The organism is Streptomyces sp. NBC_00239 (assembly GCF_036194065.1).
In the GTDB taxonomy this organism is placed as follows: domain Bacteria; phylum Actinomycetota; class Actinomycetes; order Streptomycetales; family Streptomycetaceae; genus Streptomyces.
The window spans coordinates 3,982,341-3,996,433 of record NZ_CP108095.1; the positions used below are offsets into that span (position 1 = coordinate 3,982,341).

A 14,093-nucleotide genomic window follows, 5' to 3' on the forward strand; every position below is an offset into this window, starting at 1 on the left:
CCACCCCGGCCCACCGCCCCGCCCACGCCCCCGCCCGCGGCCCCCGGGATCAGGCGTGCGCCGCCTGCGCGGACCGGCCGGCCCGGCCGATGCCCAGCCGGGGGCTGGTCACCAGGTAGAGCCCCGTCGCCGCGTCCCGGCCGACGAGGCCGCGCCGCGGCGACATCCGCTCGGCCAGGACCTCGGCGGGCAGCGGACCCGCGCCGCCCGCCCGCTGCGCGTCGTCGAGGTCCAGGGCCCCGGCGGTGAGCGCCGCGAAGGCCTCGCTGTCCGGCGCGGAGCGCAGCGGGGCCGCGTTCGCCTCGCGGTCCATCAGCTCCGGGTGGCGGCCGCGCGCGAGCCGCTGGGCGAGCCAGAAGTAGGTGGCCTTGCCGCGGTACTGCTCGTAGAAGCCGGACACCATCGAGTACATGCGGGCGTACGCGTTGCGGTAGAGGGCCTCGTAGAACGACAGCGCCTCGTCCTCGGTCACCTCGCCCGCGTCGACCGCGAGGATCGACGCGGCGGCCAGCATGCCGCTGTACATCCCCAGGTGGACGCCGGTCGACAGCAGCGGGTCCAGGAAGCACGCGGAGTCGCCGGCGAGGAAGTAGCCGGGGCCGCAGAAGCTGTCCGCCGTGTACGAGAAGTCCTGCTCCACGCGCACGTCGTGCTGGAACACGGCGTCCTCGACCAGCTCGCGCACCGTCTCCGACTCCTGCACGGCGTCCAGGAACAGGGCCTCCATGCCCTCCGCGCCGCTCGCGTGGCGCTGCTTGCGCTTGAGGAAGTGGTCCTGGTGGGTCACGAACCCGACGCTGTACACGTCGTCCTTGAGCGGGATGACCCAGTACCAGCCCTCGGGGGCGGAGATGACGTTGATGCCGCCTCGGGGGGTGCTCGGCAGCAGCGTCGCGCCCCGGTAGTAGCCCCAGACGGCCACGTTGCGGAACACGTCGTGCGGGGTGCGGTTGTCGAGGTGGCGCACCGACATCAGCCCGGCCCGGCCGGTGGCGTCGATGACGTGGTCGGCGCGGGTGGTGTGCTCCCGGCCCTCGTGGGTCCACTCGACGCCCGCCGCGCGGCCGTCCTCGAAGAGCACCTTGCGGGCCTGGGCGCCCTCGACGACCTCGACGCCCTGGGAGGCGGCGTGGCGCAGCAGTACGTCGTCGAAGTCGGCGCGGTCGACCTGCCAGGACGTCTGGGCGTCGGTACCGAAGATCTCGGGCCAGTCGACGACCCAGTCGCGCTCGGCGCCCCACCGCAGCAGCAGGCCCTCCTTGACCTGGTAGCCGCGCTCCTCCACCTTCTCCAGCGCGCCGGCCAGCTCGATGATGGACCGGCAGGACGTCGCCACGGATTCCCCGATGTGATACCGCGGGAAATGGGCGCGCTCCAGCAGTTTCACGCGCGCGCCCTGGCGGGCCAGCAGCGTCGCGGCGATGGAGCCGGCCGGCCCACCACCCATGACCACGATCTCGGATGCCATCGCGTTACCCTCCCCTTTCCCCCGACGCAATTCCGCCGCATTCCATTACGCCGACGGACGCACAGGAATTGTCTGCGGCGGATGCCTCGCATCGGTTTTTCATCGGCCGCAACGACCTTCGCACGGCACGCGGCCGGAATGAACAGGCGGCGATGCGCAGCGGGGGATTAAGTACCGGGCGGATTGCGTAATCGAAGGGACCGGGATTCAGCGGGCCGGGCCGAAGCCCTCCGTCACTCCGAACACCGCACCCCAGGGGTCGCTCAGCAGTCCCGGGGCGAGGACGCGGCCGCCCGCCGCGCGGGCGAGGTCCTCGAAGGCGCCGATGTCGGCCACACCGAACCGCGGCACCCAGCGCGCGTCCGCCGCCTCCCCGGTCTCCGGCCGGGCGCCGCAGACCTCGCGGTAGAAGTCGCCGGACTCCCCCGGCTGCGGCGTGTGCAGCACGGCGCCGGTCATCGCACCGGCCTCGTCGACGACCACCACCCCCTCGTCGTGGGCGCCCTGCCACAGCCCGAAGGCCGCGCCCAGGGGGTCGACGGCGAGGCTGAGGCGGCCGTTGCCGCCGGCCGGGACGCCCGGCACCAGCACGTGGGCGCCGTGCTTCTCGGCCCGCTGCCGTGCGGCGTCGAGGTCCTTCGCCGCGAGGTACACGGTCCACGCGGAGCCGAAGCGCGGTCCGGCCGGGCTCGGCCCGAGGCCGCCGACGATCTCGCCGCCGAGCAGCACCAGGTGGTAGCCGTGGCCGCCCTCGGGCCGGAACTCCCAGCCGAAGAGGGCCGCGTAGAAGTCCTTGGCACCGGTGGGATCGACGCCTACGTGGTCGATCCAGCAAGGAGTTCCGTCAACGTAGGAGGTACGGCGGGGCACGGTGCGTTTCCCTTCGGGGCGGTCGCGTTCAGTCGTGCGTCGAGCAGGTCGGCGGCCTCTTCGGCGCCGCCCGATTCAGGCATCAGCAGGCGCATCCGGGGGGCGGCCGCGAAGGCCGGGTCGGCCGAGGCCTCCGTGGGCCACACCGAGGCGGCGAAGTCCCAGTCCTCCAGGCGGGAGCGCTGCGCGCCCGCGCTGCAGAGGCGGACCAGGGTGGCCGGGCCCAGCCGTTCGCCGATGGCCGCCGTGGCGATCAGCCGCTCCGGGCGGACCATGACGGACGAGCCCGTCAGCGGCGAGCGGACCGGGCGCGCGTCGGTGCCGGGGCAGTCGGTGAGGCCGGCCGCGCGGGCGGCCTCCAGGGCGGGGCCGCGCAGTTCGAGCGGCAGCTGGTAGGGCAGCGTCTCGCCGGTGACGCGGTCGACCACCAGGTACTGGCCGGAAACCATGCGCCAGCCGCGAGCGCCCAGGGCGAGGGCAACGGAGTTCCGCGGCGAGCCGATACCGCCCACCAGGGCGACCACGCCGGCGCCCTTGGCCAGCACGGCGGCCTGCACGACCGCGTACGGGTGCTCCAGGACGGCGAAGGGTGGCAAGACTGGCGGGATTCCGCCTATGCCGTGGTAGGCCCAGCGGCGTAGTAGGCGCCCCTCGCCGTCGAGTACGCGCACCTCACGGCTCGCCTGCCCCACCCCGGCGTGCGGGGCGAAATGCAGGGTCAGTGCGTTCCCCACCGGCTTCGACCGTTCCTCGATCAGATGCCGGCCGAAGTAAAAGGCAAGGTCAGGCCCCTCCACCAGCCCCATCACTTGGAGGATCGACCCAAAGAACTCAAGCGCATAAATCGGCATGTCCCCCCAGACCCCCAATTAGCTTTCCATGATCACTTTATATGGGCGCCGACGCGCCCATTAAGCGTCTAACCGGCCAAGAGGTGCTCCCGCAGCAGCGGCGCCACCGTCCACGGCTGTTCCAGAAAGGGCAGGTGTCCGGCGTCCGGCACCACAAAGGTGCGGCACTGCGGCACCACCCGGGACAGCAGGGCGGCATTGTCATGGAATACGGGCATGTCGTCGCTTCCGGTCACTGCGAGCACATGCGCCGTGATCCGCGCCAGTTCCTCCCCGGAGTGCACACGGGCTCCGAGCCCCGCCATCGACCCGTCGTCCAGCTCGGCCCAGGAGTGGCGGGCCACGACGGACCGCAGCTCGGCGCGGAGCACCGGATGCGCCTCGGTGCCCCGGAAGATGTCCGGCGGCGCCGTCATCCACAGGTCGGCCAGCTGCTCGGCCGCCTCCGCCCCCCGCATCCGGCGGAGCATCAGCAGTTCGATGTACCGCTTGCGGGCCGCCGGGTCGGGCGGTCCCCCGGCGGGGGTCGGCGCGCCGACGACGAGCCGTTCCACCTCGTCCGGGTACGCGAGCGCCGCCTCCAGCGCGACGGTCGACCCGAAGGACAGGCCCACCCACCGCCGGGCCCCCTCCGCACGAGCCAACCCAGCGATGCGTGCCGCGAGTTCGGGCATGGTCACCCCCGGGCGCAGCGCCTCGGAGCCGCCGTGCCCCGGCAGGTCCACGCCGACGTGGCGCAGTCCGGGGAGCAGCCGCCACAAGGGCCGCCACAAGGTGGCGTCCATGGTGTAGCCGTGCACCCACAGCACGGTGGGGCCACTGCCGTACGCGAGGGTGCGCAGGCCGTCGTAGGCGCCTTCCCGCTCGCCGGGCAGCGGCTCGCGGCAGACGTGGCGGCCGGCGCCCGGGTCGGCCCCCGTCACGGCGCCTCCCCGGCCACCGGCACGTCTCCCAGTTCGGCGAACCCCGTGCAGAACTCCCGGTAGGCGACGACCGCCGCGTCGGCCGCGTCGAAGCGCGGCGCCATCCGCGGGTTGAGGTTCTCCCAGACGACCACGTCCTCGGCCACGGCCCGTTCGCTGCCGGCGACCAGCATGGGCAGCTGGTCCTCGCGGCCCTCGCGGACGCCGAGGGCCACCCGGACCACACAGCCCCCCTGCCCGTCGGGCACCGCGCCGGTGACGATGACGTGCACCTCGTCGGCGGGGCCGAACTCGGTGACGACGACGCCCGGGCTGTACGCACGGCCGTGGAAGCGCGGCACGTACGGCCCGGCCTCCGGAGCCGCCTCACCACGGTCGGGCCGCCAGGGCGACGACGGCATCGGGAACTCCCCGTCCATCACCAACTCGCCGTGCGCACCGGTGGAATGCTTCATCCCGCAGACCCGGTACACCTTGTGCACCGCCTGGAAGTGCTCGATGTCGAAGACGTTCTCGACGATGATGTCCACGGGCGCGTTCACCGGCCGCTCCACCGCCTTGACCAGCGGCATCGACTCGGCCATCTCCTTGAGCACGGTGCGCAGCCCGCGGTCGTCGTCCGGCCCGTCGGTGAGGCGCACGAAGACGGCGTCACCGCACACGACGACCTCGTGCTCCCGCACCCAGGGCCGGCTGCCCCCGCCCGAGGGCTGCCCCATTCCGATGCGCCGCCCGTGGAACGGACACACCAGGCAGCCGCCCTCCACCCGGCCCTCGTACCCGAGATGGGCGCCGCGGTGCGGGCAGTCGGCGTCGTAGACCCGCAGCCCGCCCTCCCTGCGCACGGCCACCAGACGGCGGGCGCCGATGGCCAGCGGGACCACCTCGCCGTCCAGGTCCGATGCGAACGCGGCCAGGTACCACCCCGAGTGGATCTTTGCTGTCACTGCTTCCCCGCTTCCAGAACTTCCTGTGCGGCGCGCCGCCCGTCGGCGTACGCACCCTGCAGCCACGGCAAGGCGCGCCCGGTCGTGGCGGCCTCCCCCGCGAAGAACACCCGCCCGCCCAGGGGACGGGCCCAGTCCCGGGCCGCCCGGTCCGAGCCCGGTCCCGGCGCGCAGAACGCCCCGCCGCTGTACGGGTCGGCGGCCCAGTCGGCGGTCTCGACGTCCACCGCCTCGACGCCCCTGGTCCACGGCAGCGCCACGGCCAGCAGCGCGGCGAGGTGGACCGCCGACCCGGCCGCCTCGCGGACGCACGCGGCCGCGGCGGACTTGGCGACGATGAGCACTTCGGGACGGCCCTGCCGGCACGAGACGAAACCGCCGACGCCGTCCGCGTCGAACACGGAGGCCGTTTCCGGGGCCGGACCCGCCAGGGTCACCACCGCGCAGAAGCCGTCGCCGGGCGCCAGCGTCCGCGCCGCCGCGGTCTTGTCCGGGCCGAGCCCGTCGACCGTGAGCAGGCCGCCGTCGACCACGACCGGCGGTACCGCGAGGACCGCCCGGTCCGCGGTCAGTTCGCCGTCACCGGTGACGACGCGTACGCCGCCCTCGGGGGTGGTCCCGATCCGGCGGACGGGGACGCCCGTACGCACGTCCAGGCCTTCGGCGAGGGCGCGGGGCAGCAGTTCCATGCCGCCGGGGACGGTGAACTCGCCGCGGCCGCCGCCGTCCTGGCGCACCGCGGCCGCCACGTCGGCGGCGTCGAGGCGGTCGGGGTCGGCGGCCCAGGTCTGGCGCAGCCACTCGCGGGCGGTGGCCGCCTCGGCGGGTGTGGCACCGCTCGCCGCCAGCCAGCCGCCGACGCTGAGACCGCCGGGGGTGGCGTATGCGGCGAGCCTGCCCTCCAGCGCCCACGGCGGGTTCGCGCCGCGGGCGAGGAGGCCCATGGGGCGGGCGACGCGGCCGGACACGACGTACGCGGCCGACGGGCGGGGCGCGGCGGGCAGCGGGCCGAGGACGGTGTGGGCGGGGTTCCGGTCGCCGTGCACGATCTGCGCGCCGAGTTCGAGGGCCGGCCCGCCGTCGGCCGGGCGGAACGTGCGGACACGGCCGCCGATCCGGGGCCGGGCCTCCAGGACCAGGGCGTCGACGCCGGCCTGCGCGAGGCGCTGGGCACAGGCCAGCCCCGCGACTCCGGCTCCGATCACGACCACCTCAGGCATGTGCGCCCTCCAGTCCGGCCGCGTCCCGTACGTCCGCGTCCCGTACGTCCGTGCCCAGGGCGACGGGGAGGGCGGCGAGGCGGCGCGGGATCAGGGACGGGGCCCAGCGCGGGTCCGGGCCCGCGATGACGGCCTCGGGGAAGCGTCGGACGATCCTGCCGAGGAGCACCGCTCCGGACTGTTTGACCAGGCGGGCGGCCAGGCAGAAGTGCGGGCCGCCGCCGAAGGCGAGGTGCGGGTTGGGCCGCCGGTCCCACACCAGCTCGCCGGGGTCGGCGAAGACGGCCGGGTCCCGGTTGGCGGCGGCGACCACCGCGAGGACCCGCTGCCCGGCGGGGATGGGGCCGCCCGGCAGCTCGGCGTCGCGGGCGGTGACGCGGGCGGTGAAGGGGATCGGCGCTTCGAGCCGCAGCAGCTCGTCCACGGCGGTCTCGGCCGCGTCCGGACCGGCGGTGCGCAGGGCCGCCCGTACGTCGGGGCGCGGCAGCAGCCAGTACAGGGCGTTGCCGACGGCTTCCGCGAGCGGCTGCCAGCCACCGACGACGGCGAGACCGAGGACGCCCAGCATCTCGGGCCGGGTCAGCCGGGGGTCGGCGGCCAGCCGGCCGAGCGGGCAGCCCGGGTCGGCCCACGCGGCGTGCGCGTCGAGGAAGCGGGTCAGCTCGCCCATGGCGGCCCGGCCCAGGCGGGCGACGTGCGGCGGGGCGAGCGGGTCGAGGTTGACGGACGCGGCGCGGGCCAGCTGGGCCAGCGTCGCGCGCTGGTCCTCGGCGAGGCCGAAGAGCCTCGCCAGGACGGCGGTCGCCAGCGGCGCGCCGAGTTCCTCCACGGCATCGACGGGCATGCCGCGCTCCACGGCCCGGTCGAGCAGGGCGTCGGCGTCCGCGGCGATCGCGTCGGAGACGGACGCCAGGGCGGCCGGGCCGAGCAGCAGGGCGCCGGGCGCGCGCAGCCGGGTGTGGTCGGCGCCGTCCGTGGTCAGCATGGACACCGGCAGGTCGTCGTCCCGGGACCGCTCGCGCTGGCCCGCGGCCGCGGAGAACGCCGGGTCCTTGAGCAGCGCCGCGCAGTCGGCGTACCCGGTGACCAGCCACACGCCGGTCATCGGGTCGCGGTGCACGGGGTCGTGGGCCCGCAGCCAGTCATAGGCCGGGTACGGGTCGATGCGCCCGGCGGGGCTGAAGGGGTGGGCCAGGTGGGCGGGCAGCCCGGCGGTCTCGGTCATCTACGCGTTCTCCTGTTCACGGCACTGCTCTCGCCCGGCCGCTGTCGTGGGTCGTGGCCGCTCAGCGCACCCGCGGACCGCGCCAGCCGAACGTCAGGCCGGTCGCCAGCAGCCCGCCGACCGCCCACAGCGCCAGAACCAGGGCGATCCGGCCCAACTCCCAGGAGCCGGCGGGCTCCACGGCGGTGAAGGAGTCCGGCAGGAACACCGAGCGGAAGCCCTGCGCCATCCACTTCACGGGAAACAGCGCGGCCGTGTTCTGCATCCACAGCGGCAGCTTCTCGAACGGGTAGAACACGCCCGAGATGAACTGCAGGACCATGAACACGGGCGTCACCACGGCCGCGGCGGAACGGCTGTTGGGGATCAGCGCGCTGTAGGCGGTGCCGGCCAGCGCGCAGGCCGCGGTGCCCAGCGCGAGGCACCAGGCGAGGGTGCTCCACCGCTCGGCCGTCTGCGGCAGCGGCAGTCCGAACGCGGCCACGGCGATGCCGATGAGCAGCAGCGTTTCGAGGGCCGTGGTCACCACGACGCGGACCAGCTTGCCCACGAAGTAGGCCGACTTGGGCATCGGCGTCAAGGCGAGGCGGCGGATCGTTCCGGTGTCCCGCTCTATGGCCACGTTGATGGCCAGGCCGGAGAACGCGGTGCTCATGACGCCCGCCGCGATCACCCCGGCCATGAAGACCTGCCGGAAGTCGGTGTCGGTGCCCTCGACCTTCCCCTCGAAGATCGAGCCGAAGACGACGAGCAGCATCACCGGGAAGAGCAGCGTGAACACCAGCGACTGCTTGTTGCGGAAGAACGCTCTGAGCTCGACGGACGAGCGCGCCGCGCAGGCCCGCGCGTACCCCCGGGCCGCACGCGCGGCGGCCGGGCGTGCGGGCACGTCCGAGACCGTACGGGCCGCTCCGCCGTCGTACCGGGGCGGGGACGGGTTCATGGACCTGGTTTCGGGCACGAGCGCGGTCATGCGGCGTTCTCCCTGCTCTCCCTGTCGATCAGGCTCAGGTAGATGTCCTCGAGGGTGGGACGGTGCACGCGAAGGTCCGCGAGTTCGGGCGCGCCCGCCGCGTGCGCCCACGGCAGGAGCAGGCCCAGCACGTGCGAGGGCGCGGAAGTGCGCAGCGACACGGTGCACGGACCGGACGGCGCCACCTCGGTGTCGGGCGGCAGCGGGGGCAGGGGGACGTCGGCCAGTGCCTCGCCGCGGCCGAAGCTCACGGTGGCGGGGGTCTGGTCGCGGCCGCCGAGGGAAGCCAGCGGCCCGCACGCGACGAGCCTGCCGCCGACGACGACGCCCGCCCGCTGCGCCAGTTCCTCCGCCTCATCGAGGTAGTGCGTGGTCAGGACGGTCGTACGGCCGCGGTCGGCGAACCAGCGGACCAGCTCCCAGGCCTCGCGGCGGGCCACCGGGTCCAGTCCGGTGGTCGGCTCGTCCAGGAAGATCAGTTCGGGGTCGCCGACGACCCCGACCGCTACGTCCAGACGGCGCTGCTGGCCGCCGGACAGTGCGGTGGCCTGACGCGAGTGCAGGGAGCCGAGCCCCACCATCTCCAGCACTTCGCCGACCGGCAGCGGGGCCGGATACATGGCGGCGAAATGCGTGACGACTTCTTTTACGGTCAGATCGGAGTAGGTGCCCGTCGTCTGGGGCACCACGCCTATTCTCGCTCGCCATTCCCGCGGATCCTCGGCCGGATCATGGCCGAGGACCCGCACGTCTCCACCGGTACGCCACTGCACTCCCGTCAGAATGTCGACGGTCGTGGTCTTTCCTGCGCCATTGGGCCCGAGCAGTGCGAACACTTCACCGCGAACAATGTCGAGGCTGATGTCGCGAACCGCTTGGACGTCACCGTATCGCTTGGAAAGTCCGCGTACGGAAACGGGATGCTCCGTCAGCGCAGTGGGCATGGGACGCTCCGGCAAAGTGGGAAGGGTTGCGAGCGCCTGTCAGGTGCAGCAGCAGCAGGGGCAGCAGCAGTAGGTGCACTCGGACATGTCGTCCACGCCGCCGGCCACGTCGGACAGTTCGCCCTCGCTGAGCTCGACGGGGTCGACCGTCGGGGTCGCGGGGATGTGGAACTCGTAGCGGCCGGTCGCCAGGCCCGCCTCCCACAGGTCGACCTGGACGTCCAGGTTGCCCTGCTCGTGGCCGTCGGGGGCCTGGGTGACGATGACGATCTCGGCGTCGGCCGGGAGTTCGAGGCCGGACTCGGCGAGCGCGGTCCGCGGCTCGTTGGCGAGCTTCGCGGAGAACGCCTCGTCGGACCAGGCGCTGATGAGAACCCGGGTGTAGCAGTTCACGAACTCAGCACGCTGCTGCGGGTCGAGCGCCATGTGAACTCTCCTCTTCCTTCGGTTTGCTTCGGATTCGATTCAGTCGTTGTGCCGGCGACGAGCAAACAATCACACGGCGGGGAACCGTCCGCCAAGACGCAAAGAAACGTAATCCGAAGACGCCCGGCCAATGAGTATCCGGGCCCCACCGATAAGCATTGAGCCAATTCTTTCCGGGCGTTACTGTGACCCAACCACCCGCACCCGCAGGCCCGGTTGCCCTGGCCTGCGCATATGCATGCTCTCACGCCGGTCCCCGTCCGGCGCGGGCCCGGAGCACTGCCGGAGGAATTCCCCCGGCGATTACGGAATTACCGACAGCCGATACGTAACGCAGGGCCGGTTCGCGCAGGGGATTGCGTACACCGGATCCAGCCACCCACGGAGGTTCACGTGACAGCGACCCACGCACCGGCGGGCACCGTCCCACCAGGGCCCGACACCCCCGTGGACATGGAGCTGATGCGCGCCGACCCGCTGGCCTTCGTGACCGGAATGCATCGTACGTACGGCGACATCACCAGTCATGTCAGCGACGGCGAGCGGGTGTTCATGCTGCACCGGCCCGACCTGGTGCGGCACGTGCTGAAGGACAACACCGGCAACTACACCAAGGCCGGCACCCCCGACGACGCCATGCTGCGCCCGCTGCTGGGCAACGGGCTGCTCACCAGCAACGGCGCCGACTGGGCCCGCCAGCGCAAGCAGTGCGCCCCCGCCTTCCGCCGCACCGAGGTCGCCACCTTCGACGGCATCATCACCGAGGAGACCGAGGCGCTGCTGGAGCGCTGGCGGGACGCCATGGCCGAAGGCACCGCCCTGCCCGTGGAGCACCACCTGACCTCGCTGACGCTGGCGATCCTCACCCGTGCCGTGCTGGGCGTGGACATGGGCGCGGCCGGCGAGGGCTTCGGCCGCGCCGTCGACGCCGCCAACCGCTTCATGGGGCACTACGTACCGAACCCCGACCCCGATCCCGCGGACACCGCGCTGCGCCGCAAGGGATACGTACAGGCGCGCATGTTCCTCCAGCTGATCGCCCGGACCGTCATCGCCTCGCGGCGGGCGGCCGGCGGCGGGCAGTCCCCCGCGCACGGGTCCGCGTCCCTGCTCGACGCGATGATCGGCGAACTGGACGACGAGGAGCTGCGCGACCAGGTGCTCACCCTGGTCATGGCGGGCCACGAGACCACCGCCAAGGCCCTGACGTGGACGCTGTACCTCCTCGACCGGCACCCGCAGGAGGCCGAGAAGGTCCGGGCGGAGATCGACGCCGTCCTCGGGGACCGCACGCCCACCGCCGCCGACCTGCCCGACCTGGTGCACTGCCGGCGCGCGATCGAGGAGGCGATGCGGCTCTACCCGCCGGTGTGGCTGATCTCCCGCCGCGCCAAGGGCCCCGACACGATCGACGGCTACGACATCCCCGCCGGCGCGCTGGTGTGCGTCAGCCAGTGGGTGCTGCACCGCCACCCCGACCACTGGGACCGGCCCGACGCGTACGTACCCGGCCGCTTCGAGGACGCCGACCTGCCCAGCCACCTCTACCTGCCCTTCGGCGGGGGCGAGCGCATCTGCATCGGCCAACACCTGGCCCTGGTCGAGGCCACGCTGGTGCTCGCCGTCCTGATGCGCGCGACCCGCCTCGAACTGGAGCCCGGCTTCCCGGTGGAGCCGGAGGCCCTGGTGACCCTGCGACCCAAGCACGGCATGCGGATGACTGCGAGGCCCCGATGACCACGTCCACCCCGACCTCCCCCGCCGCCGGCCCGGTCGGCGGCTCGTACGACCCCGCCGCGACCACGGCGGGTGGGCTCGCCGGCGAGCTGGCCCGCCTGGAGGCCCAGGCGGAGCTGTCCTTCGGCGCCGAACTGCGCATCCTGCGCGAGGCGGGCCTGGACGCGCAGGCCGGTCCGTTCGTCGAGATCGGCGCCGGCTCCGGCGCGGTCACCCGCAGGCTGCGCGCCGCCCTGCCCGGGCTCACCCACACCGCCGTCGACATCGACGGCGACCTGCTGGCCCACGCCGACGGCTGCGGTGCCGAACTCCTCGTCGCCGACGGCGCGGCCCTGCCGCTCCCGGACGACTCGGCGGGCTTCGTCCTGCTGCGCTACGTACTCCAGCACCTGGCCGACCCGCAGGCCGTGCTCGCCGAGGCGCTGCGCATCCTGCGGCCCGGCGGCCGGATCGCCGTGACCGAGGTCGACGCGGCCTGCTGGGGCCTGGCCGAGCCGGCGTACCCCGAACTGGCCGCGATCCACGGGAAGCTCTCGCAGGCCCAGGCCTCCGCGGGCGGCGACCGCACCGTCGGGCGGCGCCTGACCCGGCTGCTGCGCGGCGCGGGTTATGAGGACGTGGCCCTGCGCCCGTTCGCCAGCACCAACGACGACCACCCGGTCGAGGCCTTCGCCCCACACCTGGGCCCCGGCCGCCTCCAGCCGCTCGTGGCCGCCGGTGTGGTGAGCCTCGCCGAGTTCGCGCTGGCCGCCGACCGGTGGAACCGCTTCCGCACCGACCCGGACGCGTACGTGATGCTGCTCGGCTTCACCGCCACGGGCACCGCCCCCCATTGATCCGGCCCGTCCGGCGCCGGACGGCCGACCGGCCGGCACCACCCACCACCGATTGGACCCGCCCCCCATGAATCCGAACCTCAAGATCTTCCTGACGATCTTCTGCTACATCAGCGGCGTGATGGGCCTCGTGACGGCCGTCCTGCACGCCAGCGACCAGCCCGCCGGGACCACGACGGCCATCATCTCCGGCGTCCTCGGCGTGGTCTTCCTCTTCGGCGGCATGGCACTCGGCCGCCGCCCCCGCCACTGACGGCCCCCGGGACCCGGCCCCACCGCCCCCGAGGACCGGCCCCGGCCGGGTCGTGCGGATCATGTCGGTACCGCACGGCACTGCCCCCGGCGTACCGCACCCGCCCGGCCGGGAGCCCGGCAGAACGGAACCCCATGTTTCCTCTCGACACCATCGGCCACTTCTTCCTCGGCGCGGCCGCCGTCCTCGCCCTGTCGCGGGCCGCGGGCGCGCTCGCCGTCCGGGTGGGCCAGCCGCGCGTGATGGGCGAGGTGATCGCGGGCATCGCCCTCGGCCCCTCGCTCCTGGGCGCACTCGCCCCGGAGGCGGCGGCGTGGCTGTTCCCGAAGGACGTGCTGCCCATGTTCTCCGGGCTCGCGCAGATCGGCCTGGCGGTGTTCATGTTCTTCACCGGGCAGGAGCTCTGCTCGATGCGGGTGCGCGGCACCGCCCGACAGGGCCTGCTGGTCAGCCAGGCCTCCCTGTTCGTGCCGTTCGTCGGCGGCGCCCTGGCCGCGCTGCCGCTCGCGGACCGCTACACGCCCGCGGGGCTGCCGGAGTCCGTCTTCGTCCTGTTCGTCGGATGCGCGATCAGCATCACGGCGTTCCCGGTGCTGGCCCGCATGCTGGAGGACCTGGACCTCTCCCGCACCCGACCCGGCCGGCTGAGCCTGTTCGCCGCGGCCGTCGGTGACGGCGGCAGCTGGCTGGCGCTGTCGGCGATCCTCGCGCTGTCCCAGGGCTCGGACCACCGGGACGCGGCGGTACGCGCGCTCATCGTGGTGGTCGTCGTCGCCGTCTACCTGGGGCCGGTGCGCCGGGCGGCGGCCGGGTGGTTCGCGCGCAAGGGCGAGACCGCCGACCTCGCCACCCTCCGGGTCGTGCTCGCCACCGCGATCGCCGCCTCCGCGGCGCTGACCGCCGCATTAGGCGTGCACCAGCTCATCGGCGCGTTCCTGGTGGGCCTGGTGTGGCCGGCCGGCAACCCGTTCGCCGTCGCCGCCGCCGAGCCGCTGGCCACCACGTCCAAGACCGTGCTGCTGCCCTTCTTCTTCCTGGGCTTCGGGCTCGGAGTGGACCTGTCGAGCCTGGACCTCTCCTCGGGCGGCGGGCTGGTCCTGCTGGGCCTGCTGGCCGTGGCCGTCATCGGGAAGATCGGCGGCGCGGGGCTGGTCGCGAGGTACGCGGGCCTGCCGTGGCGGGAGTCGTTCACCCTCGGAGTGCTGCTGAACACCCGCGGACTGACCGAGCTGGTCGTCCTCCAGATCGGCCACGAGGCGGGCATCATCGACGGCCCGCTGCTCGCGATACTCACCGTGGTCGCCCTGGTCACCACCCTGATGACCGGACCGCTGCTGAAGCTCACCGGCCGGCCGGCCCCGGCCCCGGACATCCGCGCACAGGAGGACGCAGCCGCTGACCACTGACGGCTGACGGCGGA

The 14,093-nt window shown here is 73.6% G+C and carries 14 protein-coding genes; 4 read left to right on the forward strand and 10 right to left on the reverse strand.

Going from position 1 to position 14,093, the window contains the following annotated elements; translation table 11 throughout:
• Window positions 1-49: 49 nt before the first annotated feature.
• From OG764_RS17485 to OG764_RS17530, 10 genes are all read right to left on the reverse strand, one after another.
• On the reverse strand, window positions 50-1,468 hold the full coding sequence (locus tag OG764_RS17485; protein WP_328969352.1) for an NAD(P)/FAD-dependent oxidoreductase: 1,419 nt from the start codon (window positions 1,466-1,468) through the stop codon (window positions 50-52).
• 207 nt (window positions 1,469-1,675) lie between these two features.
• Window positions 1,676-2,338: a VOC family protein gene (locus OG764_RS17490; protein ID WP_328969353.1), complete on the reverse strand. Its 663-nt coding sequence runs from the start codon at window positions 2,336-2,338 to the stop codon at window positions 1,676-1,678.
• The gene (locus OG764_RS17495) at window positions 2,284-3,072 is read right to left on the reverse strand and encodes a hypothetical protein (RefSeq protein WP_328969354.1); all 789 of its coding nucleotides are present in this window, start codon (window positions 3,070-3,072) and stop codon (window positions 2,284-2,286) included. The genes OG764_RS17490 and OG764_RS17495 overlap by 55 nt, the downstream gene beginning before the upstream one ends.
• A gap of 185 nt (window positions 3,073-3,257) precedes the next feature.
• Window positions 3,258-4,112: an alpha/beta fold hydrolase gene (locus tag OG764_RS17500; RefSeq protein ID WP_328969355.1), complete on the reverse strand. Its 855-nt coding sequence runs from the start codon at window positions 4,110-4,112 to the stop codon at window positions 3,258-3,260.
• On the reverse strand, window positions 4,109-5,059 hold the full coding sequence (locus tag OG764_RS17505) for a Rieske 2Fe-2S domain-containing protein (RefSeq protein ID WP_328969356.1): 951 nt from the start codon (window positions 5,057-5,059) through the stop codon (window positions 4,109-4,111). Before OG764_RS17505 ends, OG764_RS17500 begins: the two co-directional genes overlap by 4 nt.
• Complete coding sequence (locus tag OG764_RS17510; protein WP_328969357.1) at window positions 5,056-6,279, reverse strand: flavin monoamine oxidase family protein; 1,224 nt, start codon at window positions 6,277-6,279, stop codon at window positions 5,056-5,058. The genes OG764_RS17505 and OG764_RS17510 overlap by 4 nt, the downstream gene beginning before the upstream one ends.
• On the reverse strand, window positions 6,272-7,504 hold the full coding sequence (locus OG764_RS17515; protein ID WP_328969358.1) for a cytochrome P450: 1,233 nt from the start codon (window positions 7,502-7,504) through the stop codon (window positions 6,272-6,274). Before OG764_RS17515 ends, OG764_RS17510 begins: the two co-directional genes overlap by 8 nt.
• A gap of 61 nt (window positions 7,505-7,565) precedes the next feature.
• On the reverse strand, window positions 7,566-8,477 hold the full coding sequence (locus OG764_RS17520; protein ID WP_328969359.1) for an ABC transporter permease: 912 nt from the start codon (window positions 8,475-8,477) through the stop codon (window positions 7,566-7,568).
• A complete protein-coding gene (locus OG764_RS17525; RefSeq protein WP_328969360.1) occupies window positions 8,474-9,421 on the reverse strand; it encodes an ABC transporter ATP-binding protein in 948 nt (315 codons plus the stop codon). The genes OG764_RS17520 and OG764_RS17525 overlap by 4 nt, the downstream gene beginning before the upstream one ends.
• Before the next feature lie 39 nt (window positions 9,422-9,460).
• A complete protein-coding gene (locus OG764_RS17530; RefSeq protein ID WP_328969361.1) occupies window positions 9,461-9,847 on the reverse strand; it encodes a hypothetical protein in 387 nt (128 codons plus the stop codon).
• A gap of 393 nt (window positions 9,848-10,240) precedes the next feature.
• On the opposite strand from OG764_RS17530, the gene OG764_RS17535 reads away from it, so the two are divergent.
• From OG764_RS17535 to OG764_RS17550, 4 genes are all read left to right on the forward strand, one after another.
• Window positions 10,241-11,584, forward strand: a complete 1,344-nt coding sequence (locus OG764_RS17535) for a cytochrome P450 (RefSeq protein ID WP_328969362.1) — start codon at window positions 10,241-10,243, stop codon at window positions 11,582-11,584.
• Complete coding sequence (locus tag OG764_RS17540) at window positions 11,581-12,420, forward strand: methyltransferase domain-containing protein (protein ID WP_328969363.1); 840 nt, start codon at window positions 11,581-11,583, stop codon at window positions 12,418-12,420. Before OG764_RS17535 ends, OG764_RS17540 begins: the two co-directional genes overlap by 4 nt.
• A gap of 67 nt (window positions 12,421-12,487) precedes the next feature.
• On the forward strand, window positions 12,488-12,673 hold the full coding sequence (locus OG764_RS17545) for a hypothetical protein (RefSeq protein ID WP_328969364.1): 186 nt from the start codon (window positions 12,488-12,490) through the stop codon (window positions 12,671-12,673).
• A 134-nt stretch (window positions 12,674-12,807) separates the two neighbouring features.
• On the forward strand, window positions 12,808-14,079 hold the full coding sequence (locus tag OG764_RS17550) for a cation:proton antiporter domain-containing protein (protein ID WP_328969365.1): 1,272 nt from the start codon (window positions 12,808-12,810) through the stop codon (window positions 14,077-14,079).
• Window positions 14,080-14,093: the final 14 nt, after the last annotated feature.